Annotated in this window: 26 protein-coding genes, 1 tRNA gene and 1 other annotated feature; of the genes, 22 read left to right on the forward strand and 5 right to left on the reverse strand. The window is 44.6% G+C overall.

The window, feature by feature from the left end; genetic code table 11:
* Window positions 1–165: 165 nt before the first annotated feature.
* The 5 genes from IEX81_RS11310 to IEX81_RS11330 all read left to right on the forward strand — a co-directional run bounded on the left by IEX81_RS11310 (window position 166) and on the right by IEX81_RS11330 (window position 4,982).
* A complete protein-coding gene (locus IEX81_RS11310; protein ID WP_188803373.1) occupies window positions 166–1,509 on the forward strand; it encodes a D-alanyl-D-alanine carboxypeptidase family protein in 1,344 nt (447 codons plus the stop codon).
* A gap of 196 nt (window positions 1,510–1,705) precedes the next feature.
* Entirely contained in the window at window positions 1,706–2,590 is an 885-nt protein-coding gene (gene pdxS / locus IEX81_RS11315) for a pyridoxal 5'-phosphate synthase lyase subunit PdxS (protein WP_188803374.1), read from the forward strand.
* A 14-nt stretch (window positions 2,591–2,604) separates the two neighbouring features.
* Window positions 2,605–3,180 (forward strand): pyridoxal 5'-phosphate synthase glutaminase subunit PdxT, encoded by a 576-nt coding sequence (gene pdxT, locus IEX81_RS11320; protein ID WP_188803376.1) that lies wholly within the window; start codon window positions 2,605–2,607, stop codon window positions 3,178–3,180.
* A 49-nt stretch (window positions 3,181–3,229) separates the two neighbouring features.
* Window positions 3,230–3,450 (forward strand) — a binding site (T-box leader).
* A 44-nt stretch (window positions 3,451–3,494) separates the two neighbouring features.
* Window positions 3,495–4,784, forward strand: a complete 1,290-nt coding sequence (serS, locus tag IEX81_RS11325; RefSeq protein ID WP_188803378.1) for a serine--tRNA ligase — start codon at window positions 3,495–3,497, stop codon at window positions 4,782–4,784.
* 51 nt (window positions 4,785–4,835) lie between these two features.
* Window positions 4,836–4,982 carry a hypothetical protein gene (locus tag IEX81_RS11330; RefSeq protein WP_188803380.1) on the forward strand — a complete coding sequence of 49 codons (147 nt, stop codon included), beginning with the start codon at window positions 4,836–4,838 and terminating at the stop codon, window positions 4,980–4,982.
* Between the two features lie 63 nt (window positions 4,983–5,045).
* On the opposite strand, the gene IEX81_RS11335 is transcribed toward IEX81_RS11330, so the two are convergent.
* A complete protein-coding gene (locus IEX81_RS11335) occupies window positions 5,046–5,705 on the reverse strand; it encodes a deoxynucleoside kinase (protein WP_188803382.1) in 660 nt (219 codons plus the stop codon).
* 526 nt (window positions 5,706–6,231) lie between these two features.
* On the opposite strand from IEX81_RS11335, the gene cspD reads away from it, so the two are divergent.
* Both cspD and IEX81_RS11345 read left to right on the forward strand, forming a co-directional pair.
* Complete coding sequence (gene cspD / locus IEX81_RS11340) at window positions 6,232–6,432, forward strand: cold-shock protein CspD (RefSeq protein ID WP_188803384.1); 201 nt, start codon at window positions 6,232–6,234, stop codon at window positions 6,430–6,432.
* 177 nt (window positions 6,433–6,609) lie between these two features.
* A tRNA-Arg gene (locus IEX81_RS11345) sits at window positions 6,610–6,682 on the forward strand.
* A 193-nt stretch (window positions 6,683–6,875) separates the two neighbouring features.
* Here the strand turns inward: IEX81_RS11345 and IEX81_RS11350 are convergent.
* Window positions 6,876–8,147 (reverse strand): tyrosine-type recombinase/integrase, encoded by a 1,272-nt coding sequence (locus IEX81_RS11350; RefSeq protein ID WP_188803386.1) that lies wholly within the window; start codon window positions 8,145–8,147, stop codon window positions 6,876–6,878.
* Entirely contained in the window at window positions 8,144–9,127 is a 984-nt protein-coding gene (locus IEX81_RS11355; RefSeq protein WP_188803388.1) for a hypothetical protein, read from the reverse strand. Before IEX81_RS11355 ends, IEX81_RS11350 begins: the two co-directional genes overlap by 4 nt.
* A gap of 244 nt (window positions 9,128–9,371) precedes the next feature.
* Between IEX81_RS11355 and IEX81_RS11360 the strand changes: the two genes are divergently transcribed.
* The 8 genes from IEX81_RS11360 (at window position 9,372) to IEX81_RS11395 (ending at window position 14,432) form a co-directional block, all read left to right on the forward strand.
* A complete protein-coding gene (locus IEX81_RS11360) occupies window positions 9,372–9,572 on the forward strand; it encodes a hypothetical protein (RefSeq protein ID WP_188803390.1) in 201 nt (66 codons plus the stop codon).
* Window positions 9,569–9,748 (forward strand): helix-turn-helix transcriptional regulator, encoded by a 180-nt coding sequence (locus IEX81_RS11365; RefSeq protein ID WP_188803393.1) that lies wholly within the window; start codon window positions 9,569–9,571, stop codon window positions 9,746–9,748. Before IEX81_RS11360 ends, IEX81_RS11365 begins: the two co-directional genes overlap by 4 nt.
* A gap of 6 nt (window positions 9,749–9,754) precedes the next feature.
* Window positions 9,755–10,405 (forward strand): CHC2 zinc finger domain-containing protein, encoded by a 651-nt coding sequence (locus IEX81_RS11370; protein ID WP_188803395.1) that lies wholly within the window; start codon window positions 9,755–9,757, stop codon window positions 10,403–10,405.
* Entirely contained in the window at window positions 10,398–12,392 is a 1,995-nt protein-coding gene (locus IEX81_RS11375; RefSeq protein ID WP_188803397.1) for an AICE element replication initiation protein, read from the forward strand. The genes IEX81_RS11370 and IEX81_RS11375 overlap by 8 nt, the downstream gene beginning before the upstream one ends.
* Window positions 12,389–12,802 (forward strand): hypothetical protein, encoded by a 414-nt coding sequence (locus tag IEX81_RS11380; protein WP_188803399.1) that lies wholly within the window; start codon window positions 12,389–12,391, stop codon window positions 12,800–12,802. Before IEX81_RS11375 ends, IEX81_RS11380 begins: the two co-directional genes overlap by 4 nt.
* 267 nt (window positions 12,803–13,069) lie before the next feature.
* Window positions 13,070–13,276: an XtrA/YqaO family protein gene (locus IEX81_RS11385; RefSeq protein WP_188803401.1), complete on the forward strand. Its 207-nt coding sequence runs from the start codon at window positions 13,070–13,072 to the stop codon at window positions 13,274–13,276.
* Window positions 13,273–13,806 carry an ERCC4 domain-containing protein gene (locus IEX81_RS11390; RefSeq protein ID WP_188803403.1) on the forward strand — a complete coding sequence of 178 codons (534 nt, stop codon included), beginning with the start codon at window positions 13,273–13,275 and terminating at the stop codon, window positions 13,804–13,806. Before IEX81_RS11385 ends, IEX81_RS11390 begins: the two co-directional genes overlap by 4 nt.
* Window positions 13,807–13,808: 2 nt before the next feature.
* Window positions 13,809–14,432: a hypothetical protein gene (locus IEX81_RS11395; RefSeq protein WP_188803405.1), complete on the forward strand. Its 624-nt coding sequence runs from the start codon at window positions 13,809–13,811 to the stop codon at window positions 14,430–14,432.
* A gap of 379 nt (window positions 14,433–14,811) precedes the next feature.
* Here the strand turns inward: IEX81_RS11395 and IEX81_RS11400 are convergent, their stop codons facing one another.
* Window positions 14,812–15,201, reverse strand: coding sequence for a hypothetical protein (locus IEX81_RS11400; RefSeq protein ID WP_188803407.1), 390 nt, complete (start codon window positions 15,199–15,201; stop codon window positions 14,812–14,814).
* A complete protein-coding gene (locus IEX81_RS11405; protein ID WP_188803409.1) occupies window positions 15,198–15,503 on the reverse strand; it encodes a helix-turn-helix domain-containing protein in 306 nt (101 codons plus the stop codon). The genes IEX81_RS11400 and IEX81_RS11405 overlap by 4 nt, the downstream gene beginning before the upstream one ends.
* Window positions 15,504–15,712: 209 nt before the next feature.
* Here IEX81_RS11405 and IEX81_RS11410 point away from each other — a divergent pair, with 209 nt between their 5' ends.
* From IEX81_RS11410 to IEX81_RS11435, 7 genes are all read left to right on the forward strand, one after another.
* Window positions 15,713–15,880 (forward strand): hypothetical protein, encoded by a 168-nt coding sequence (locus IEX81_RS11410; protein WP_188803411.1) that lies wholly within the window; start codon window positions 15,713–15,715, stop codon window positions 15,878–15,880.
* Window positions 15,877–16,074: a hypothetical protein gene (locus tag IEX81_RS11415; RefSeq protein WP_188803413.1), complete on the forward strand. Its 198-nt coding sequence runs from the start codon at window positions 15,877–15,879 to the stop codon at window positions 16,072–16,074. Before IEX81_RS11410 ends, IEX81_RS11415 begins: the two co-directional genes overlap by 4 nt.
* A 3-nt stretch (window positions 16,075–16,077) precedes the next feature.
* Window positions 16,078–16,338 carry a hypothetical protein gene (locus IEX81_RS11420; RefSeq protein ID WP_188803415.1) on the forward strand — a complete coding sequence of 87 codons (261 nt, stop codon included), beginning with the start codon at window positions 16,078–16,080 and terminating at the stop codon, window positions 16,336–16,338.
* Between the two features lie 37 nt (window positions 16,339–16,375).
* Window positions 16,376–16,609, forward strand: a complete 234-nt coding sequence (locus tag IEX81_RS11425; protein ID WP_188803417.1) for a hypothetical protein — start codon at window positions 16,376–16,378, stop codon at window positions 16,607–16,609.
* Window positions 16,610–16,622: 13 nt separating this feature from the next.
* A complete protein-coding gene (locus IEX81_RS11430; RefSeq protein WP_188803419.1) occupies window positions 16,623–16,829 on the forward strand; it encodes a hypothetical protein in 207 nt (68 codons plus the stop codon).
* A gap of 1,012 nt (window positions 16,830–17,841) precedes the next feature.
* Window positions 17,842–17,922 carry a putative holin-like toxin gene (locus IEX81_RS16870; protein WP_373292373.1) on the forward strand — a complete coding sequence of 27 codons (81 nt, stop codon included), beginning with the start codon at window positions 17,842–17,844 and terminating at the stop codon, window positions 17,920–17,922.
* Window positions 17,923–18,626: 704 nt separating this feature from the next.
* Window positions 18,627–19,607, forward strand: a complete 981-nt coding sequence (locus IEX81_RS11435; protein WP_188803421.1) for a LacI family DNA-binding transcriptional regulator — start codon at window positions 18,627–18,629, stop codon at window positions 19,605–19,607.
* The last annotated feature ends 726 nt before the right edge of the window (window positions 19,608–20,333 follow it).

A 20,333-nucleotide genomic window follows, 5' to 3' on the forward strand; every position in this document is an offset into this window, starting at 1 on the left:
TTATACAAATAAGAAAGTATAAAAGATAAAAGATTAGAGGTGTCTAGTATAAGAAAAACTAAGGCTCAGGCCATCGTCAAAGACTTGACTTCACTAAGTTTTTCTTATGTCTCTCGTTCATCACGGGACCGGGATGAAGCGTGAAACCATTCGGGGGTGTAGGGGTTGAATTTTAGTAAAAGGCTGCATCATTATGCAGTGACAGGTCTCATTTTTATTCTGGCACTGATTTTAGGCTTTCAGAGTCCGTTTGCTTCCACGGCAAAAGCAGCGGACACGCTCGGCATTCAGGCAAAATCTGCCATTCTCATTGACTATAATAATGGCCAGATTTTATACGAAAAAAACGCGGATCAACTGTATCCGCCTGCCAGCATGACCAAGATGATGACCGAATATCTGGTGATGCAGGCGCTGCACTCTAAAAAGCTGACATGGGACACCAAGGTGTCCATCAGTGATTATGCCTATCAGATTTCACAGAATCGTACGTATTCCAATGTTCCACTAAGAAAAGACTATCAATACACCGTCAGAGACTTGTACGAAGCGATGGCTATTTATTCGGCAAACGGAGCGGCTATAGCCCTGGCTGAAAAAATCGGCGGTTCGGAGAAAAATTTTGCCAATTTAATGAATCAGACAGCCAAAAAACTTGGCATGACGAACGCCCATTATATTAATAGTTCAGGTCTTGAAAATGCCGATCTTGGGAAGTTCGCTTCTTATGGCGGCTCAAATGGTGCCAATGAGCTGTCGGCCCGGGATCTTGCCAAGCTGGCTTATCATGTAATCAAAGACTATCCCGAAGCGCTGAGCATCTCAAAGATTCCGGTAAAGAATTTTACGGCAGGCGTTGACACCCCCATTCAAATGGTAAACTGGAACTACATGCTCCCTGGATTCGGTTCGAATATGAAACAATACACATACGAAGGTGTGGACGGGCTGAAGACCGGGCATACCGACCTTGCAGGCTATTGCTTTACCGGCACGGTCAATCGGAACGGCCACCGTCTGATCAGTGTTGTCATGGGAACCAGTTCAGACGGGCAGCGTTTTGACCAGACGAAAACGTTGTTTGATTACGGCTATCAGCAGTTTTCGGAAAAAGCCGTTGCTCAGAATGATCAGCTGATTCCAGGCCAGAAAGCGATTGATGTTCATAACGGCCAAGCGGGCAGCGTGAAACTCGCGTTTGGAAAATCCATGAGCCTCATGGTGCCGAACGGAGAAAACTCCGGTGCTGCTTTTCATGTCACACTTGACCGTTCAAAGCTAAACAAAAACGGGCAACTGGAAGCTCCGGTCAAAAAAGGCGAACAGATCGGTTATGCCACACTTGCAGCTGGTGGCAGCACTGCGTATGGGCACTTATTTTCAAATGATAACAAGATTCCGGTTGTAGCCGCTGAACAAGTGGACCAAAACAGCTGGATTGTTCGGATGTTTCAGGGTATAGGCAGTTTCTTTGCAGGAATTTTTTCATGGATTGCCAGCCGTTTTTAAGAAAATTAATTTATGAAATGGGCAGTGAACACGGAGTCAGGAGATTTTTCAACATAAATCTCCTGATTTTCCCTTACCTGGAATGAAAAGATGGTCAAAATATCCTTAAAATATAGTTATTGACTGTGAATTATTGTACACTAGAATTACCCGAATTCGAAAGGAAATTCTCTAGGCTGAAAATGGAGGAATAGTCATGGCTGAAAAAGGTACAGATAAAGTTAAAAGAGGTATGGCCGAGATGCAAAAAGGCGGCGTGATCATGGACGTGGTCAATGCCGAACAGGCTAAAATCGCGGAGGAAGCCGGAGCCACCGCCGTCATGGCGCTTGAGCGTGTGCCGTCGGATATCCGCAAGGCGGGCGGAGTCGCGCGGATGGCCGACCCGACAATCGTCGAACAGGTCCTGAATGCCGTTTCAATCCCGGTCATGGCGAAGGCACGCATCGGACATATTGTTGAAGCACGTGTGCTCGAAGCGATGAAAGTCGACTATATAGATGAAAGCGAAGTGCTGACACCGGCAGACGACGTGTATCATATCGACAAGAAAACCTTTACGGTGCCTTTTGTCTGCGGCTGCCGTGATCTGGGCGAGGCGGCGCGCCGGATCGGTGAAGGTGCGGCAATGCTCCGGACAAAGGGTGAGCCGGGAACCGGCAATATTGTTGAAGCTGTCCGCCACATGCGCCTCGTGAACAGCCAGGTGCGCAAGGTTGTCGGTATGTCGCCGGATGAATTGATGGTTTTTGCAAAGGAACTGGGTGCTCCCTATGAAATTCTTCTTCAAATCAAGGAAGCGGGACGGCTTCCGGTCGTCAATTTTGCAGCTGGCGGTGTGGCGACACCAGCGGATGCCGCGCTGATGATGGAGCTTGGGGCGGACGGTGTATTTGTCGGATCCGGTATTTTCAAATCGGAAAATCCTGCAAAATTCGCCAAAGCAATCGTTGAAGCAACGACTTATTACAAGGATTACGAACGCATCGCAGAACTTTCAAAAGGTCTTGGCGAACCGATGAAGGGGATTGACATGGGCACGCTTAACCCTTCAGAGCGGATGCAGGACCGTGGATTATAAGGTGGTTTGGAATTATGACGACTAAAATCGGCGTTTTAGCAGTTCAGGGAGCAGTGAGCGAGCACGTTAAAGCACTGAAGGCATCAGGAGCAGAAGCGTACGTTGTAAAAAACGTTCAGGATCTGGAAGGCCTTGACGGGCTTGTCCTCCCTGGGGGAGAAAGCACAACGATGCGCCGGCTGCTGGATAAATACGGTCTCTTTGATGCCATAAAAACTTTTTCGGCGGACAAGCCTGTTTTCGGCACCTGCGCGGGACTGATTCTGATGGCTAAAAAAATTGAAGGACGGCAAGGCCCTCATCTCGGCCTGCTCGATATCGATGTCAAGCGCAATGCTTTCGGCCGTCAGGTTGACAGCTTTGAAGCCGATCTGGCGATTAAACATGTGGCCGACCATTATGACGGCGTCTTTATTCGGGCGCCCTATATCAAAAGTGTCGGCGATGGCGTTGAAGTGCTTTCGACCTACGAGGATAACGTTGTGGCCTGCCGTCAGGGACGCTTTCTTACGTGCGCTTTTCACCCGGAATTGACTGATGATCTGCGCATGCATCGCTATTTTGTCCGTATGGTTGAAGAAACCGTCTGACCGCTTGCATTTTTGCCCGGCATATTGTAAATTTTTATTAGTGAAAAATGTGAACTTGATGACGGGAACAACTAGTGACGAGGTCCTTACGAAGAGAGCCGCGGGCGGTGGGAAGCGGCGAGGGGCGCGGCATGAATCCATCCCTGAGAGAAATGCTGTCAGTATCGGCATAAACGGATCATTTCCGTTATCAATGATAAAGCGGCTTGTGAACTTTTTAAAAGTCATAAGCAATTTGGGTGGCAACGCGGGTCAAATCTCGTCCCTTGATTCAGACAAGGGACGGGATTTTTATTTTAGGAGGCGAAGTGACGATGTTAGACATGAAAATATTGAGGGAACATTATGATGAAATTGAGGGGAAACTGAATAAAAGAGGTGAAGACCTCAGCGATTTCAAGAAATTTCCGGCACTGGATGAGAAACGACGGACGCTGATCAATCAGGCTGAAGCGCTGAAGGCCAAACGCAATGAGGTATCGGCTAATGTGGCGGCGAGGAAACGGGCGAAAGAAGATGCCCGGGATCTGATTGAAGCCATGCGCGAGGTCAGTGCCCAAATCAAGACGCTGGACGGTGAGCTGCATAAAATTGAGGACGAACTGCGTGAGGTGATGCTTTCGATACCGAACATTCCTCATGAAAGTGTGCCGGTCGGCGACAGCGAGGACGATAACAAACCGATCCGCTTCTGGGGTGATCCTAAAAAATTCTCATTTGAACCGAAGCCGCACTGGGACATCGCAACCGGCCTAGGCATCCTCGATTTTGAACGCGCGGCAAAAGTGACCGGCAGCCGGTTTGTTTTTTATAAAGGACCGGGGGTACGTCTGGAGCGCGCGCTGATCAGCTTTATGCTGGACCTTCACGCAGAAAAGCACGGCTATACGGAAATGATGCCGCCGTACATGGTCAACCGTGACAGCATGACCGGCACCGGGCAGCTGCCGAAATTTGAAGAAGACGCTTTTAAAATTGCCGATGATAGGGATTATTTTCTGATCCCTACAGCGGAAGTGCCGGTGACGAACTATTATCGTGACGAGATTTTAAACGATGACGATCTGCCGATTGCCTATGCGGCTTACAGCGCCTGTTTCCGTTCGGAGGCGGGTTCTGCGGGGCGCGATACACGAGGGATCATCCGCCAGCATCAGTTCAACAAGGTCGAGCTGGTTCGTTTTGTCAGGCCGGAAGATTCATACAATGAACTTGAAAAGCTGACCGGACATGCGGAAGAAGTGCTGAGGCTGCTACATCTGCCGTATAGGGTGGTCGCCATTTGCACAGGGGATCTGGGATTCACCGCGGCAAAAAAATACGATCTTGAAGTTTGGATTCCAAGTCAGGACACGTATCGCGAAATTTCATCGTGCAGCAACTTTGAGGACTTTCAGGCGAGAAGAGCCAATATCCGGTTCAGGCGCGGACCGAAAGCGAAGCCTGAATATGTCCACACATTGAACGGATCGGGCCTCGCGGTCGGGCGTACAGTCGCCGCAATTCTGGAAAATTACCAGCAGGAGGACGGCAGTGTTCTCATTCCTGAGGCGCTTCGCCCGTACATGAAGAATCTCGAAAAAATCACACCGGCAAATGCCTGAAGACGAAGACCCAAAATTTGTTATCAGTAATCCGGGGAGGCGGAAAAAGACATGCCTTTTCACCAGAGAGTGGATAATGAAGCAAGGCTGACGAGAATGATCGAAGACCTGGGTATTACAATAAACACGGGGAAACCTGAAAAAGAAAAGCAGGGCTCTGACCCGAAAGAAAAAGATAAAGAAAATGAAAAGGAATAAACGAAAAAGCCGCGTGTAGACAGAGGTGATCTGCTCACGCGGCTTTTCCTGCTTTCGGGATCTTTACCGTTTCCTTCCCGCCCCGCTGACCAGTTTTTCTTCGATCAGCGGAAGTATGGAATCCAGCGAACCGGGGTGGCGCAAAAGGTCATAGTCATCAATATCAATTTTCAACACCGGGCATGTATCAAAACGGGCAATCCACTGTTCATAACGGTCAAACATCTCCCGCCAGTAGCTGATCGGTGTTTCCTTTTCCAGCCCCCGTCCGCGGCGTTGGATACGTTTTATTGTCGCATCAAGCGATCCGTGCAGGTAAATCAGGAGGTTGGGATGGTGAAAATAAGGGGTCATCACCATGGCATCGAACAGCGACGTGTAGGTGCGGTAATCCGCTTCAGACATCGTCCCCTTTTCATAATGCATTCTTGCGAAGATACCCGTATCTTCATAAATCGAACGGTCCTGGACAAAGCCCCCCGGACAGGCGTCAATGCGCTTGGTCTCTTTGAAACGTTCGCCCAGAAAATAAATCTGAAGATGGAAAACCCAGCGCTCAAAGTCTTTGTAGAACGCATCGAGATATGGATTTCCATCAACTTTTTCGAGGGATGTGCGATAGTGCAGAGGCTTGGCCAGAGCTTTTGCAAAAGTCGTTTTGCCGATGCCGACCATCCCCGCGACTGAAATGAGACACTTCGACGGTAACTGACTTTGATTCATAACAGATTCGCCTTTCTAAAATAAAAATAGCCGTTTTATTTCACTCAAACGGCTTCGGAAAACACACATACGTTCTCTATAGTTTATCATGATCCCGCACGTTTGAAAAGCGAACAACGCAGGAACCAACTTATCCAAATTTAATTGAATGAGCGTGCGTTCATGATCCAAAAATCAACAGAGTGATTTAACAAAGCGGATTGAATAAAAATCCGGGAAGCGGGAAGACTGGAAACGGCATGATGATCGTGGACAAGGTGTCAACATAAAATGTTGATATATCGGGCAAGTATCCGGTTACAAAAAAAACGGATTTATTTGACACCGGACTGGAGTTGTGCTAAATTAAAGTAAACCATTTTACTACTTAATATATGATCTGGATGTAAGAATGAAGACCCTTCCCTGAAGTGTAGTAGTTTTTACTTCTGGAAGGGTCCGTTTTTTATATCCTGATTCACTGTTAAATGGTGAGTGGTTTTATTTCACGCGCGGGCAGCGCAAAGTTTTAGGGAGGCAATAAAGCATGCAAAACGGTAAAGTAAAATGGTTTAATGCAGAAAAAGGTTACGGTTTCATTGAAGTTGAAGGCGGAAATGATGTATTCGTACACTATTCTGCAATCGAAGGCGACGGTTTCAAAACGCTTGAAGAAGGTCAGGAAGTAAGCTTTGAAATTGTTGAAGGCAACCGCGGACCTCAGGCAGCAAACGTTACGAAACTGTGATCGATAACCATAGCCGATGATGCGAAAGCAGTCCTCTCTAAATAAAGGGCTGCTTTTATTTGTGCTTTATCGCCGGACGGCTTGAAGAAACATCTCTTCGTACGGGAAGTCCCCCTGTTCAAAACTGCGCTTTTTTTGTATAATAATAAATGTCGCTTAAAACGACGCTGCCAATATGGCTCTGTAGCTCAGTGGATAGAGCGTCGGTTTCCTAAACCGTGCGTCGGGAGTTCGACTCTCCCCAGGGCCATACATATAAAAGCACTGGAACTCTTGTATATCAAGGGTTTTTGTTGTATATAACAGGTGGTACAGATTAGCTATTTTTCACTGATACAGCAGTTTATACGCAAATCGTACGCAAAAATGAAACGGATCAGGCCATTTTAAGCAAAATTGAGGCAATAAAAAAGGCCTTGCCATTGTCCAACGGCAGGCATTAATCAGTTCATTTTCTGAATCTGTTTGATTGCTTCATCAAGCGACTGCGCGGCCCGCTTGTCTGAGTCCTCAAGAAGATGCCCGTATGTGTCCATTGTAATGCCGATACCGGAACTGTGTCCCGCCCGTTCGCTGATGTCTTTCATCGGCACCTTCTCATCAATCAGCAAAGAAACGGATGTATGCCTGAGCGCATGAAACTTGATATGCTTCAAACCTTTTCTGCTGAGGAACCGCCGCCACCACTGACTAATGCTTTCAGGCCGCATAGGCTTACCGAACCCGTTTTCTGGGGAGAAAACAAAATCACAGGGCTTTCCATTCCATTCATGAACCCATGTTTCCCCTGAATCATCTTTTTCCTGATCGCGTTCATCCTTGAACTTGTTCAGACAATCCATCACAAAGGCGGGAAGGTTTACCAGGCGCTCATGGCCTGACTTTGTAGACTTGATAGCAATGCCTTTGCCGACGATCCGGACGGCCGCCTGTTCGATCAGTACTGTTCCCGCCTGTAAGTTAATATGCTGCCATTCAAGGCCGGCTATCTCGCCTTCACGCGCGCCGGTAGCAAGGGCAAACAGAACCAGCGTTTGCCACCTTAAAGGCTCACTATCAAGCGCAGAGAACAGCTTAGACAGATCATTCTTATCATAGATGGCGGGACGCTTGCGGACGGCCAGAGGCGTTTTCACGCCCTTCATGGGGCTTTCCCTGATGTATTCCCGTTCAACGGCATAAGAGAAAATGCTGTTCAGCAATATTTTATGGTTGTCCATGGTTTTGACGGATAGATTATATTTTTGCGCCTTTATCACAAAATCACTTGCCGATGTGAAGTAGCTGCCTGACTGATGAACGAATTCGGGCTTAGGCAGTATGCTGTTGAATTCACAATTCGGCTGCTGCAGCTTGTCGAAGAAATCCATGATGTGGTACTTTTTAATCTTGCCGATTCTGAGTTGTCCAAAGGCAGGAAGCACGCGAAGCCTCAGGTTTGAGTCGTAGCCTTCCTGTGTGCGCGGGGACAGATGGGAAGCATGTTTTTTCCACCAGTCACGCACGAGATCAGAAAAAAGCATCTTTTCCCGGTCGTCGATCAGGCCATTTGTTACCTCATAGATGAAACTGGCCTTTGCTTCCTCAAGCTGGCCTTTATTTTTTATGCCTGACACCACTTTATACTTGCGCGGATAATGACCGGCACCGTCATTCCCAAGTGAGACGGTCAGTTCATACTTACTTTTGCCAATTTCACGGGCTGCACATTTCATGGTTTGCCTGCTTCCCGCCGCTGGATATAGGCTTTTATTTCCTCTATCGGCAAATCAACTTGTTTGTCTATCTCTTCTAAGGTTCTACCCTCATTACGAAGTTTCAAAGCCTTCTTCATGCGATTTGTATAAGCCATTTCACAGCTAGATCGACTATGAAAGGGCAGAGGGGGGCAAAACTTCATTCCTTTGTAGGTCACTTCAAAAATATGGCCACAGTATTTACAGCGCTGGAACTCAGCATGTCCTGCTAATGCTCTAATCATCTGTAAATAAGCAATATCAAATAAATTGGTGAATGTAGCTTTCGGAGTGAAATTGCCCTCTTTGTCAACTTCTAATGTATAGGATAAATTCATGTGTATTTTCAGCCTGTCGGCAAGCATTATTTTTGCTTCACTGAGTTTCACTGGATATATTTTTCCATTTTTAAAGTGACCAAAGCGATGATTCAAAAACCCATAATTGCCAGTAACAATATGTTCTAGTACCTGAAACGCCTGTCTATATTCATTCAATTTATTAAGCAAAGAATTATAGTCACTACACCAGATACAAAGATCGTCTGATGGAGCAAGATACGGCATGTAAAGTGCATGTTTCTTGCCATTTTCTTCCCAAGTAGGGGCAATCAATCCTGAAGGAATTCCCCATACTCTCACAAAATTAATAAGCTGTTTTTTATTATCTATTGGCTTTGCTAGTTCTGTGTAAAGCGATGAACCATCCTTTTCAATGCTGTAAGAACGGCTGTATATATTTCCCCTTTTAGAAATGAACCCGCTGTCAATCTGAGATATATATTTTTCGCTCTCTTTCTGGAGATAAGTAATGATTTTTTCCTTTACATAGGCAGTTTCTTTTTCGCTTACTTCATCATCAATAAATGATTCATCATCATAGAACTGATATTGATTGAAAACATGTACTTTACCAGTGAATTTCATTCCATCAAAGAAATTTTTGATTTTTTTTGCCATGTAGTTTTTTGCCTCATTTCATTAAAAAATGGGTGAATAAGGGGAAAAAAGCAGTTAAAAAACCAATTTCGTCAGTCATAAAAGTTTATTTATCATTTATCGAACACATAATAACGCGAGAATTTCATTATTTCTCGAGTTGAAAACATTTTAGCTGTATTGTATTCTATCAATGATGATACATCAACAACTACACGGATGACAACTTAATATCGTAAATTCATGCGTTAGGAGGTAATGGAAATTGAAACAGCAAGCAAACAAAGACATACGGGAAGCAATAGAGCGGGCGGCTGTGACACACTGGCAGGTTGCTGATGCTATGGGCAAATCACAATACACCCTGTCTATATGGCTTCGCAAGCCTTTGAAGGGAGAAAAGCGGGAACTGGTTCTGTCTGCGATCAAGAAGGCAAAAAGAGAATACGGAGAGGATGCAGAATGACAGACATTAACCGTACTGTCCTAACGGCAGATGAAGTAGGGGAATTACTAGGCTTCCGGCGGGACTTCATTTATGACCTATGCCGGCGCGGAGAGATTCCATATAAGAAGATCGGCCGCCGCTATTATCGGTTCAATCGTGCGGACATTGAAAAATGGCTGCATGAACAAGGCTGATGCCGCATGGGAGAAGCAGAGCGAGTAGAACAGGCAGTAACGCCTATTCAGGCGATACACAGCAGCATAACGATTACTGAGGCACTGGAAAGATATGCCGGGGCAAAGATAAACGGCCGGCAGTACCGGAACAAAATGCAGATCCGCTGTCCATTTCACCAAGATAATAGTCCTTCAATGACGGTTTATCTCGACAGTAACAAGTGCCGATGCTGGAAGGGTGGATGCATAGCGAACAGTCACCCGAACGATCAGATAGATGTTGTTCAGATGGCTGAGGGAATAAGCCGGCAGGAAGCCATACACAGGCTATTAACAGACTTAGGCATAAACACTGGGAAAGATTCAAAGATTGCCATTGAGGAAGCCCAGAGGCGGGCAGCGATTGATGCAGACTGCCGAGAAGCATTGAAGGCTATTCAGAAGCTGAAAGATGAACTGGACTTTTCATTCATGGACGTATTCAGAAAGCAGTACAAACCGATTGACTGGGGAAGTGATGCAATGGCGGATGAAGTAACCGGAACTTACAGCAGATTCTATGACAGGCTTCAAATAGCCGGGTTTAATCTCGAGGCAGCGGAAAATGAACAAGAAAAAAGATCCGCACTGAGGGCAGCAGGGCAGATCACGAAAGAGGTGAAACAAGTTGGGTAATTTAAGTCAGAAAGTAAAGAGAAAATACTTACGTTCGCTTAATAACTACCCTGATTCTATCACCAGAGGCGGGAATCATCAATTCAAGCAAGTTCCGCTCAGTGATGAACTGAAGCAGGCAGTTCACAAGGGAATGAAGGGGAAGGCTGACCCCAATATTGACAGTATGATGAACAATATCCCGCCTGAACAGCACCGGGAAGCAGAGCCAATAGAACCGGCTACGAGTCCCCAACGGCAGGCAGTTGAAACAAAAAAGCAGAAAGAACAGCAAGGGAACAGTGAGGAAGAAGCAAAAAAAGAATCACAGTCAACCAAGATAGTTAAATTAACTTCACAGGTCGAACTTTTCCATACTGAAGATGATAATGCATACGGAAGATTCAAAACCGGCGGGCATGTTGAGACTTGGCCCATTCGCAGTACTGGGTTCAGCAGATGGCTAAAGGGAAAATATTTAAACGTTTATCATACAGCCGTAAGTAAGCAGGGTTATGAAGATGCAATAGGAACAATCGAAGCAATGGCACAATTTGATGACGAGGGAGAAGTTAAGCCTGTTAAAAAGGTTTATAAACGTATTGCAGAAAAGGATGGAGAAATTTTCATTGACCTTTGCAACGATAAATGGCAAGCCGTCAAGATCAATAGTGACGGATGGGAAATAACAGACCTTCCCCCGGTTTACTTTATCCGGTCAAATATTGAGCAGCCTATGCCGATGCCTGAAAAAGGCGGGAGCATAGATATACTTAAACCATTTATCAACCATCGTTCAGAGCATGAATGGAAGATGATTGTTGCCTGGATGATTGCCTCTTTAAGACCCGGCTATCCTTACCCGATACTCACAATTCAAGGCGAACAAGGCAGCGCTAAAAGTACAGTAACGCGGGCATTGAAAGAACTCATTGACCCGGACACGCAACTAAAACGATCACTCCCTAAGAATGAAAAAGACATGTTCATTGCCGCTAAAAACTCATGGGTTCTTCCGTTTGATAATCTAAGCGGTATATCTAATGCGATTAGTGACATTCTCTGCCGTATCTCTACCGGCAGCAGCTTTGCAACTAAAACCCTGTACACGAACGATGAAGAATTTACTTTCAGTGCAATGCAGCCAATTATCCTTAATGGGATAGACGATATAGCGCAAAGAAACGACTTACTGGATCGGTCAATCATAGTCTATCTCCCGCCCATTGATAACAAGAAAAGACAATATGAGCGTGAGTTCTGGAAAGAGTTTGAAAAAGTTAAGCCTAAAGTTTTAGGCGCTGTGTTTGATGCAATCAGCGGAGCCATAAAAGCACTTCCGAAAACAAAACTCAGTGAGAAGCCAAGAATGGCAGACTTTGCACAATGGGCAACAGCCGCAGAGAAAGCCTTAGGGTGGGAAAAAGGCGAGTTCATGAGATCATATATGGCAAACAATCAAGAAGCCATTGAACAGGGAATAGAAGCCAATCCGTTTGCCGATGCAATCATTCAGTTTATGGAAGAAAACAACGAGTTTGTCGGGAATGCAACAAAGCTAATAGAAAAGCTGAAGAATGGGGCTTATGTTGACGAACAGACAGTAAAAAGTAAGACGGCGTTTCCGTCGAGCAAGAACGTGAGGAAGTGGCTGCGCCGTATCAATCCATATCTGAGAAACAAGAGAATACGTTATACGGAATACGAGAACAGAAAGAGAAGGACTTTGAAATTAGACAAGGTACCGCAAAAATCGTCACCATCGTCACCATCGTCACCGAAAGCCTCGCAAGCCCCGGTACAAAGGCATTTTCAGGGTTACGATAATGGTTACGATAATTCAAAGGGTTACGCAAAGATCGTCACCGGTTACGATAATAAAAAATTATCGTCACCCCAAAAAGCCTATAAGACCGGCAAAGGTGACGATGGTTACGCAAGTTACGATAATTCCGGTGCTTTTTCTGATATTAACAAAAAGCAGCAAAACGGGGCATGGAAAATATGAATGCTGATGAAATCATCCGTTCCGCAGAGAAAGAAGGCTGTGCCTTATCCGTTGAAAATGGATATTTAAAGGGCAGTAAACAAATACCGTCACGGTTGATGGAGTCTCTAAAGGCAAACAAGCAATCAATCATTGAATACCTGTCACGTGACAGCAAAGCACGGGCAGCGGGCTTCATGGTCGGTGTGCCTGGCGAACTCTACACCCTGTCAGTATCCCGCCGCGCGGACATATTCATTGAGCAGATAAACGGTGTATGGACGGCGTACAGGTCAACGTATATCACAGGCCGCCCAGTAAATGCCTATTCAAAGACTATTGCCACTGGGGAAACGCTGGACTATGTTCTGATGAAAGCCAAAGGGTACCTACAATATATAGACCGGTTCAGGCAACGTAAAAGAAAGTAGACGGACTATAACAGGCTATTACAGATCAAAGCAAACTGTATCAATCAAGGGCAAAAAGCAGGCAAAAAACAGCGGATTAGTACAGCTATTTCACAAACTTATCAACCGGCATAAATTGCAAGTGCTGGAACCCGCAACGCAAGGGCATTTATGACATTACTACGTATAATAAACATTTTACGCAGTAATCTATGGCCTTCACATTACTAAGGAATTCTACAATGGCAGATTACTATATCTTGTATCCATCTGAGGAGGAGAAACGGAATGGAAGAGAAAATGCACATTGACTATGAACGGAAACAGGTTACAGCACCGATTACTTCGGACGGGGTAAAGGTCATTATTATTTCTGACGGGGATGCCCAATGTTATGACGTTCCGGACTTCGGAGAAATAACAGTTAAGACACAGGGCGGACATGCGGGAGTTATCAAAACTGTTTCCACCTACAAATGGGGAGAACAGCAATGATTGCGCCGCTCTATCAGTTCACAGATGCAGAAGTGAAGAAGCTGCTGAATTCACTGGTTATTATCGTAGACACGCGGGAGCAGCAGAACGAACACATCACCGCTTACCTGAGCAAGAAAGGCGTGCCTTACAAAGTTAAGAAACTGGATCATGGGGATTACAGCGCCCTGCTTCCCGCCGCGCCTGACATGGGCATAGCAAGGCCGATGCACTTTGACATAGCCATTGAACGGAAGAACAGCGTGGATGAACTGGCGGGCAGTATCAAAGATCGTAACCGGTTTGAAAATGAATTCTACCGGGCCAGAAACAGCCGTTTTGTCTTGATGGTTGAAGATGCGGACGGATACGAAAATATTATCATGCACCGATACCGCAGCCAGTATAAGCCGCTGTCATTGTTAGGATCGCTAAAGACCTTTGAAGCTAGATATGGCTTTACAACGGCGTTCATCAAGAAAGAAATGGCCGGAAACTTTATCTACTACCACTTATATTATTATGTGCGGGACGCACTGAAAGAAGGGTAAACATGGGATCACTAACAATGACAGAATGCTATATCAGGGCACTGATTCGATTACAACCCGCCATTAACCAGGTGGACATTGACCGGCGGGACGCTCAGAGCATGGAAACCGTGAAGAAAATGATACTCCTGTTTGTGAAATTCATTAACAGCCGGCCAGAACGGAAAGTCTTCACGCCGGAGGAATCACGGGATGACTTCGACACTGTGGAAATGGTGAAGCAGAACATGGCCATGCTTACACCGGCAGAGTTTATGAACCTGTTCCCACTCAAGAAACAATACGACGGGGCAAGGTACGAGATGAAAGACTATTTCACCGCGCGGGAATACATTGATAAGCTGGATCAGGATAAGCCTATCGGAGAGGGCATAGACAGCTTCCTATGGGAATACTGGAACAATGATATAACCATGTTCAACGTACGCTGTATGGCCGCCCTGAGTGACCTCATGAGGGCAGAAACCGGGCAATCACTGGGTGAAGCCTTTGCTGAGAAGTTCGGCATCAAAACCTATGAAATGCACACAGACGCGGCGGGAAAACAGTTCATTCAGGACAGCGAGACGGGGGCGACGGCACGAGTACGCAAACCGTGGCCACGTTATCTCCGGCCGGTAAAATGAAGGCAGACCGTAAGAAAACGTAAGGTTGTAGCCTTAGAAATCCTTAGATGTTTTTGCAACCCATGCTAAGAAATGCTAAGGTTTTCGGAACGTTATTCAATTTTACAGAACGGAACAGCCGCACACAAAACGTTGCATTTCCAAAACAAACAAATGCGGGAAAATGGTACAGCAAAGCCTTGCAAGCCCCTGACAGTAGGGCATTTCCGGTTATTTATTCGGAGCGTTGCTGCACATTTTAATTGCAGTACTCGAATGTTGTACTCCGAAAAAAGTACTACAAACGCTGCAACCTTTTTCATAGAACGTTGCAAGGGTTGCAGCCCAAAATAAAAAGACTGCCGATAGAGACATTTCCTACCGGCAAATCTTTTTGATCTTATCTCCATCCTAACTCATGCTGAGTTTTTAAAATGATTGCCTTTCTCCATTGCAGCGCTTTATATCTGTTTATGCCCATCTGCGCCGCGACTTCATACCATTTAAGCGGATTGTCATTCCAATACAGAAGGCGGGCAAACTCTTTCAGTTCAGCAGGGCTTTCATCGTACACTCTTTCTATGGCATTCAGCACCTTTTCCATATACTCAAGCCTTTTTCCGGCGGCTGAAAAGGTGCTATTTGGAAATAGGTCTGTCATTTCAACGGTTCCATTATTCAAGTTGTTCAGTGTTTCAATATTCGTCTTATAGTCCCGCCATTCCTGCTCTGCATGAAGAAATCTAGCCTTCTCGACTTTAGCTGCCTTTGTGCTTGCCGGCTTGCTCATGGCTTATCTGACAGGCCATTGATGAATAGGGCAAGCTGTTTCTTCTTTTCCTCAGACAGGCCGCTGATGGCTTCTAACACGCTCATATCCACCGGCTTTAAGTCGGTCTGGAAGAATTGAGCAAGTGTAATGCCGATAGCCTCACAAATCGTTTCAAGCGTTTCCAGTGATACGCCTGTTTTATTGCTTTCTACTTTTGAAAGATAGCCCTTGCTGACCTTAAGCGTATCTGCTAAATCAACGGCCTTCAATCCATGTTCTAGCCGTATATCTTTTATTCTTTTTCCTACGTTAAATTTCATCGTGTCACTTCCTTTTAGGTAATTATACCATAATAAATATGCTTCTAAAGCAAACATACGCTTGAATAATATTACTTAAAGGCATACTATTAATATATAAGTTTGCTTGTAAAGCATACAAGGGAGGCGATGACCATGTGGCAGATAATCGCAGCTTACATTCTGGCAATGATTGTTTATGGCTGGTACGACGGAAGGAGGCGGGAACGTTGAAAGATTTTCTGGTATCTCTGCTTGCATTTCTTATTATGGCTGTCTTCCTTATCGGGCTTGATGCAGTAATCCGTGAAGCCATTTCACAGGCATTAAAGGGCGCGGCTGCACTGAAGGCAATGAAAGCCAACAGGAAAGCCCGCGAGGAGATGAACCGGAGATGAATTACCGGCAGATCACAGCGGCAATCATCACGAACCTGAACCAGACAGAGCGGAACATGGACGGCCTCCATGATCGAGGCAAGCAGAAAGAAATCGACCTGCTGACTATGCATCTGCGGACAGTGAAAGTCCTAGCGGCGGCACTGGCAGACGACAGTTACACAGCCATTAAAAAATATCTGGAGGAGGAATGAAGGATGATTGAACATTATCAGGACGAACCCGGCATTTACACCGTAGAAGATCATGCGGCGCACTGGTCGGTGCAGCTTCATTATCCGAACACCACGGTTACAGTTTACCGGATCAGCGGTGAAGGAATGAACACATGCTATGAAGAACTGGCAGAGTTTCCGATGGATACACGCGCGATGAAGCAAACTGAAAAAGAATTAGCCGATGGGAAAGACACGCCGGACGGATGGGAAGACGGGGCGGGAAATACAATCCGCATTTAGGAAAGCGCAGAATTGCGCTCTCAGGAGGGAATGAACAATGAAGATCATCAATGAAGGACGGCTGCGCAGTTTCCTGAAAAGAGTTTACGGCAAAGATTATGATTTTAACGCTTGCCTGGATGACCTGGCTGACAAGGTGGCAGTGCATGGGGACATTGACCGGGGCTGCTATGAAGTCAGCCGGTATGAGGCTATCACGCATCAGACAGAGATTATTAATTTCTTGATTGATCGGGACAATGAGGGAACAATAAACAAAATCACATTCTGAGGAGTGATAAACAGTGAGCAGCATTGAATCCTTCACCTATGGCGGTAAAACACACAAAGTACCTGAATTACTGGATTTTATGGATCGGGAAACCGTAAAGCTGGGGCTGCTGGATATTATCTTAATTGCAATGAATGGCAGCGATGAGCAGAGCGCACAAGAAGTTATCAACAGAGCAGCAAAACTCATGCATGACTTAGACATTCACCTTGAACGCTAAGAGGCTACCCCATCGGCAGCTTCTTTTTTTTGCACAAAAACGCTACAAATTACTACATTTTTGCGTATGGAGAGCTTAGAAAAACTTAACATCTGCGCAATAAACTGAATAGGCTGATCCTATAAAAAAGGCGGTAGATATGCGATAAATCATATTGCCGGCGGGACTGCTACTTAACAAAACTTAACATTTTATTTGCACATGCTGACTAATTTTGACATCAGGCAGGGAACAATTCGGAGATTTCGGAGTCCTTAAAAAAGGAAACCGCAGTAAATATCAAGTTTTTATACCGTTTATTGCAGCAAATCGGAGCGAAAAAGTGGCTTTTTGTGCTGAAAACCTGTCAAAACTGGACATTTGATTCCGTATAAGGAATTGCTGCTCCATCATGGGAACCCCGTACTAAATGGTACGGCCTGCTTGCCGAAAACCTGCGGAAACTTACGTTCTCACGCGCGATAGAGAGGGACTTTGACGAGATATGCGAGTCCCTAAAAAAAGGCAAGAACTTAATAAAACTTAATATCTCACGCGCGATAGAAAGGTACTATCCGGACATATCGGACACCATAAAAAAGGCGGGAACCTACAAAAACCTGTAATCTCACGCATATAAAGATAGAACCTGAAGTTACTTTGCCTATGGATAACTCGTAACTGCTTCATAAAACTTCAGCTTGAAGATGCGAATAGAGGTTCATAAAAGTTCAGGTTCATAGCTGCAAAGAGCCTACAATGGCAAGGAAAGTAAGTGGCTATCCCGAGATTTCCGAGTCCTTAAAAAAGGGAACAGGTCAAATCAATGTTGGACTGATCCCCTCAGAACGAGGGTATCCGCCTTGCTTGTGAACCCCCGCCCTGCTTTACACCCTGCCGGGAACGTCAGCCAACGCAAAATTGCGTTCGTTAATAGGCTCAATTCTGAGCCGTCAGATGCTATAATCAACAAAGGCAATAAATGAAGCATATGAGCGGACAGCGACACCCTTATAGAACGGGGGTGGCGCCAATGACAGTATTTCAAGCCTTATCACTGATGGTTTCTTTCGGTGTGCTGGTACTCATGCTGTCAGACAGAAAAAAGAAATGATCCGCTTCATATGCCATTGCACCGGCTGAAGCGGATCGGGTGAAAACTATTCGACTGTGAAGCGCTGTTCCGCTCTTATCGCGGATATTGCCATTCCGTCAGTGTTACAGCACTGGCGGTTTTATTTTACGTTCCCTCTTATTATACCCGGGTACAGAGAAAAGATGCAATGAGCGGTACTGCTCAACTCAAGATAGAGCTGAGTGTAAAAGTACGTTCAGCGGCAATGTCCTGTAAGCCCTCAGAAGGCGTTTTAAGCGACTTTCCATGATTATGATATAATTTCTCTAAATCAATTTTAAATAAGATGTAACTGGCACTTGGAAGGACAGAATGGGTCATACGCAAATCATACGCAAAAATAATTCAAAAACGCAAAAAATAAAGATGATTGAAAGAAAGTAAATCTGATGAAACGCCTGTTTAAAAGGGATTGTTAGAAACAAAAATATATAGTACAGAGCATGGTTTCCCTTTTCCTAAACCGTGCGTCGTAGGTTCGATTCCTACCAGGGCCATTTATAGAAAAACGTTGAAACCCTTGATATTAAAGGGTTTTTTATTATGACAGTTACATCGCCGTCCTCGCAAATGCCATGGTTTAAGACCACACTACGGTTAGCCTTTTGTGGCGAGCCGCTGCATCTGGTTCGATCATTCAAGATATTATAAAATAAAAATATTATATTTCAAGGGTGCTGTGCATGGTAAATATTAAAGATGTGGCAAAAAAAGCGGGTGTTTCAGTGACTACCGTTTCCAGAACAATGAACAATAGAGGATATATCAGCAAAGAAACTCGAACAAAAGTGGAACAAGCTATAAAAAAGTTAGACTATCAGCCCAATCAAATTGCCCGCGCATTATTTAAAAAACATTCCTACGTGATCGGTATCATTGTTCCTGATCTCAGTCATCCTTTTTTTGCAGAAATCATTAATTGGATTGAAGCATACGCCAGTGACAGAAATTATAAAATTCTGGTTTGTAATTCCCTGCATGATGCAGATAAAGAAAAAAAATATCTGGATATGCTCAGACAGCACAGAGTGGATGGGATTATCATGTGCAGCCATACCTTAGATGTCGATGCGTATCAGAAAACTAAAATGCCGATTGTTTCATTTGACAGAATTATTTCCCCCTCCATTCCTTATGTCTCAAGTAATAATTATAAGGGAGGAGTATTGGCCACTAAGCATCTAATTGACAGGAATTGTAAAAAATTGCTTCATATCTCAGGCCCGTTGACCAATGATTTGCTGGCAAACAGAAGAGCCGATGCCTTTCAAGCAACTTGCACCGAGTCAGGAATAGATTACAAGATTATTGAGGGAGCTTATGTGAAATCCACTTTTGAAGACAATTGGAATTTCATTGAAAACAAAATCGCACCGCACTTAAGCGAATTTGATGGCGTTTTTTGCAGTAATGATATCATCGCTTATACGCTTTTTGTTTTTGCCTCCAAAGCCAAAATAAGAATTCCGGAGCAATTAAAAATTATTGGCTATGACTATCATAGTTTTACACGAATGCTCAAACATCCCATTTTGACGACAATAAAACAACCTGTAGACCTTATTGGAAAAAAGTTGTGCAGTACATTAATCGATAAAATTGAAAATGCCAGTGTGGGAAACTGTGTTTTTGACGTCCAATTGATTAAGGGAGAAACAACTTAACAAGAAATTTTGAATTCGTAAGGATCGACTATTTATTATGTATCTTTCTTGGATTTCTAATTGATTCATCACAACTTTGAAATGTTTTCTGATAAGAAACTTGGTGAAGCCAAGTCTTCATCGACTAATTCAGATGACAACGCTTAAGCATAGGTCAAATACAAAATGACCAGGCTCAATAAGAAGGTATTTTACAGATCTCCGGCTCAAGCAACAAAATCTGCACCTATCTTTTTGGCATAGGGCGTCATTGAACGTTTCTTTGCTTACCTCGACATAATTTGTCATTTTCTCAATCGATAACATGATGTACTATTTATTCCTATACTGTACGTGATTATTCTTGGCCATTACGGACAAAAAAATGAATTTTTATATAAGAATGGGGCGGAAGGCCAGTGGCTTTCTGCCCGTTTTTCTATGTCAAAACGGGCAGTGCCACTGACTTTTTCTTTTATTGACATTTGGAAGATGTTCAATTGAGAATATAGTCCTGTATTTGTGAATATATTATACATTTTGAAATGACAGGAGCACATTATGCTAATCTGTATGTGTCAACCGGTTGCAGATATTACAGCTTTCATTTGAAAAGTGATTATATTTTACGCCAATATGTCAACCGGTTGCATGTATCCTCATTTCACCCGAAACAAAGCAATTAATAAAGAATATTATTTCTAAATTTTGCAAATTATGCTGTCTTAAAGGAGGTGATGACGTGCA

The sequence above is a fragment of the Sporolactobacillus putidus genome (genome assembly GCF_014647035.1).
GTDB lineage: Bacteria > Bacillota > Bacilli > Bacillales > Sporolactobacillaceae > Sporolactobacillus > Sporolactobacillus putidus.

Bases quoted from the DNA above. Each gene is read 5' to 3' on its own strand.
- pdxS (WP_188803374.1), top strand. From the start codon at position 1,706: ATGGCTGAAAAAGGTACAGATAAAGTTAAAAGAGGTATGGCCGAGATG.
- pdxT (WP_188803376.1), top strand. From the start codon at position 2,605: ATGACGACTAAAATCGGCGTTTTAGCAGTTCAGGGAGCAGTGAGCGAG.
- serS (WP_188803378.1), top strand. From the start codon at position 3,495: ATGTTAGACATGAAAATATTGAGGGAACATTATGATGAAATTGAGGGG.
- IEX81_RS11330 (WP_188803380.1), top strand. From the start codon at position 4,836: ATGCCTTTTCACCAGAGAGTGGATAATGAAGCAAGGCTGACGAGAATG.
- IEX81_RS11335 (WP_188803382.1), bottom strand. From the start codon at position 5,705: ATGAATCAAAGTCAGTTACCGTCGAAGTGTCTCATTTCAGTCGCGGGG.
- cspD (WP_188803384.1), top strand. From the start codon at position 6,232: ATGCAAAACGGTAAAGTAAAATGGTTTAATGCAGAAAAAGGTTACGGT.
- IEX81_RS11350 (WP_188803386.1), bottom strand. From the start codon at position 8,147: ATGAAATGTGCAGCCCGTGAAATTGGCAAAAGTAAGTATGAACTGACC.
- IEX81_RS11355 (WP_188803388.1), bottom strand. From the start codon at position 9,127: ATGGCAAAAAAAATCAAAAATTTCTTTGATGGAATGAAATTCACTGGT.
- IEX81_RS11365 (WP_188803393.1), top strand. From the start codon at position 9,569: ATGACAGACATTAACCGTACTGTCCTAACGGCAGATGAAGTAGGGGAA.
- IEX81_RS11370 (WP_188803395.1), top strand. From the start codon at position 9,755: ATGGGAGAAGCAGAGCGAGTAGAACAGGCAGTAACGCCTATTCAGGCG.
- IEX81_RS11380 (WP_188803399.1), top strand. From the start codon at position 12,389: ATGAATGCTGATGAAATCATCCGTTCCGCAGAGAAAGAAGGCTGTGCC.
- IEX81_RS11385 (WP_188803401.1), top strand. From the start codon at position 13,070: ATGGAAGAGAAAATGCACATTGACTATGAACGGAAACAGGTTACAGCA.
- IEX81_RS11390 (WP_188803403.1), top strand. From the start codon at position 13,273: ATGATTGCGCCGCTCTATCAGTTCACAGATGCAGAAGTGAAGAAGCTG.
- IEX81_RS11395 (WP_188803405.1), top strand. From the start codon at position 13,809: ATGGGATCACTAACAATGACAGAATGCTATATCAGGGCACTGATTCGA.
- IEX81_RS11400 (WP_188803407.1), bottom strand. From the start codon at position 15,201: ATGAGCAAGCCGGCAAGCACAAAGGCAGCTAAAGTCGAGAAGGCTAGA.
- IEX81_RS11405 (WP_188803409.1), bottom strand. From the start codon at position 15,503: ATGAAATTTAACGTAGGAAAAAGAATAAAAGATATACGGCTAGAACAT.
- IEX81_RS11415 (WP_188803413.1), top strand. From the start codon at position 15,877: ATGAATTACCGGCAGATCACAGCGGCAATCATCACGAACCTGAACCAG.
- IEX81_RS11420 (WP_188803415.1), top strand. From the start codon at position 16,078: ATGATTGAACATTATCAGGACGAACCCGGCATTTACACCGTAGAAGAT.
- IEX81_RS11425 (WP_188803417.1), top strand. From the start codon at position 16,376: ATGAAGATCATCAATGAAGGACGGCTGCGCAGTTTCCTGAAAAGAGTT.
- IEX81_RS16870 (WP_373292373.1), top strand. From the start codon at position 17,842: ATGACAGTATTTCAAGCCTTATCACTGATGGTTTCTTTCGGTGTGCTG.
- IEX81_RS11435 (WP_188803421.1), top strand. From the start codon at position 18,627: ATGGTAAATATTAAAGATGTGGCAAAAAAAGCGGGTGTTTCAGTGACT.